Annotated in this window: 2 protein-coding genes; both read right to left on the bottom strand. The window is 41.2% G+C overall.

Features of this window, described 5'->3' with window-relative positions; genetic code table 11:
* Positions 1 to 118 precede the first annotated feature (118 nt).
* Positions 119 to 862, bottom strand: coding sequence for an IS21-like element helper ATPase IstB (gene istB, locus ABWW58_RS17060; protein WP_353868040.1), 744 nt, complete (start codon positions 860 to 862; stop codon positions 119 to 121).
* The gene (gene istA, locus ABWW58_RS17055; RefSeq protein ID WP_353868039.1) at positions 859 to 2,409 is read right to left on the bottom strand and encodes an IS21 family transposase; all 1,551 of its coding nucleotides are present in this window, start codon (positions 2,407 to 2,409) and stop codon (positions 859 to 861) included. The genes istB and istA overlap by 4 nt, the downstream gene beginning before the upstream one ends.
* Between the last annotated feature and the right edge of the window lie 148 nt (positions 2,410 to 2,557).

Below are 2,557 nucleotides of genomic sequence, written 5' to 3'. Positions count from 1 at the left end.
TGTATATTGCCATCGGAGAAGTCCACTTGTGCCATATTTCGGAGCCACTTCGGCCAGATTTGAAAGCCACTCTTGCCATCATAAGAGCCACCATCGTTCGATGGTGGCTCAACTTCAATTATTTCTTTATCCCATGCCGTTCTCTCATAGATACTTCTCCGTCAATTAAGAGACTATAAGAGTCATGAATGATTCGATCCAAGATCGCATCGGCTAATGTTGCTTCACCAATACTTTCATACCATCCTTGTGTATCGAATTGTGAGCAGAATATTGTGGAGGCTGTTTGGTGTCTTGCCTCTACAATTTCAAGTAAATCTCGTGCTTCGTTTCCCTTTAATGAAGTGAGAAGCCACTCATCGAGAATAAGAAGATTTACCTTTCGGTACATTTTCATTACTTTTTGGAAAATGCCTTCTCCTCTGGCGACGGCGAGTTCATCTAATAGATCTGGCAAGCGAATATACTTTACTGTATAAAATTGTCGACACGCAGCGATCCCAAATGCACAAGACATGTAAGACTTACCGTTCCCAGAGGCACCTTTGATAATTAAGTTATGCTTTTCTTGTATATAATGGCCTGAGGCTAATCGTAGAATTTGAGCCTTATCCAGTTTGCGATCAGGATGATATTCAATATCTTCAATACACGCCTGAGGGTAGCGGAACCCGGCATTTTTAATGAGACGGGCAAGCTTGTTGTTTTTCCTACGATCCCATTCTCGATCCACGAGCAGGCTGAAACGTTCTTCAAAGGATAGGTCGTTAAATTGAGGATTGTGAAGTTGTTCATGATAATACTCAGCCATTGCACTTAAGCGTAGATCATTTAATTTTGAAAGGGTACTTTCGTTGGTCATTTTTCTTTCCTCCCGTAATAAGCTGCGCCTCTAATAAACCCATGAGATTTTTGCTGTTCATTTTTATTTTCTTGTTCGAGTGCTTCTTGTTTCTGCTTGTCCTGTCCGGTTTTTAAGATCGTTGCGATGCTCTTAATATTAGGCCGTGGAGAGTAGTTGAGCGCTCTCATGCATGCGGACTCTAACCGTTCTACTGAATATTTGTCCGCCAGTTTTGAAAGGGCTAAACAGGATTTCAAAGCTTGTTTCTCAACCTTATAGGATGTAAGAATCGCTTGGATCATTGTATGTGTATGGGAGCCAATCGTTTTTGACCAGGATAAAAAATGTTCTGGTGTAAAAGTTAAATAGTCTTTATGTTGATCAGGCATATGATCAGGATTTGTTGATAATTGACCCATTTTTCCATACAGTCGAACATGCGAGGCAATGCGCATCGTGTGATAGAAGACTTCGATTATGCGTTCGGTCACGCGAATATCTACTTGATGTTTTAAGTATTCATAGGGAACAGAGTAATACATTTTTTCTACAGATATGTGATAATCATAGGGTACGGTAGCTGTTTTCCAAGTGGCTAATTCGTATGGGGAAGCTGGCAAAGGGAGCAGCGCAAAGCTCTCTTCCTCCGTGAAGGCGGATTGTCTGCTTCCATTTTTCTTTTGAAACGGTTTTTGATTGTATTCTACTAATTTTTCTTTAATGGATTCATTGAGTTCTTGGATGGAAAAGTACTGACCATTTCTTAATGCGGCAATAATCCAAGTGGATATGATTTTTACGGTGCCTTCAACATTAGGTTTATCTTTCGGATGACGAACTCTAGCAGGGATAATCACAGTTTGATAGTATTCCGCAAATTCTTGGTAGGTCCGATTAATGATCGGATTTGTACTTGAAGAATGATCAACACCCGTCTTAAGATTATCGGGAATAATAGTTCGAGGAACACCATTAAAAAAATGAAAGGCATGGATATGTGCGTGTATCCAACTCGTCGTGTTCATGGATAAAAAAGCTTCAACGTATGCGTATTGGGTGCAGGGAAGGACTGCGACAAAAACATAAGCTGGATGCACTTGTCCAGAGATCGAATCCTTAACTGACGCCGTTTGTCCTGCCCAATCGACTTCCATTGCTTCTCCTGGCTTTCGCTTAATCCGCATCGTTGCTTTTGTCTTAGTGACGTAACGGGTATAAAAGCGACAGAATTGCCGATAGCTATAAGGAATCTCTCTTCGCTCGCGGCACGATTGAACGTATTCATGCCAAAGCAGAGATAGAGTTACACCGCTCCGAGCCATTTCCTTATGAATGTAGTCACCGTCCGGTTTCTGTCTCACCTCTGATTGATTCTTTTCCGGAAACAGTAGTGTCTGCAGCTCTGCATCATCAACATCTTTTTCAAGTGGCCATAAAATATCTTTTTCCTCAGCCTTTTTCAAGACGTCACTGACTGTATTCCTAGAACTACCTACGCTTGAAGCAATGCTTCGAATGCTTAACTCCTGTGCATGAAGACGTAGAATCTCACGGTATTTAACCACACAAAAACCTCCTATTAAATGAATTTGTACCTGTGGTACAAGACAATTATACAGGAGGTGGCTCTGGTGATGTCACAAGTGGCTCTATATTATGTCCTAACATGCTCTAAAATATGGCGCAGTTGGCACTATTCAATGGCAATATACA

The sequence above is a fragment of the Sporolactobacillus caesalpiniae genome (assembly GCF_040513385.1).
Classification (GTDB): Bacteria; Bacillota; Bacilli; order Bacillales; family Sporolactobacillaceae; genus Sporolactobacillus.
The sequence above is the reverse complement of the archived record's forward strand: the minus strand, read 5'-3'. Positions and strand labels throughout refer to the sequence as shown.

Excerpts from the sequence above, each read along its gene's own strand:
- istB (WP_353868040.1), bottom strand. The coding sequence starts at position 862 with ATGACCAACGAAAGTACCCTTTCAAAATTAAATGATCTACGCTTAAGT.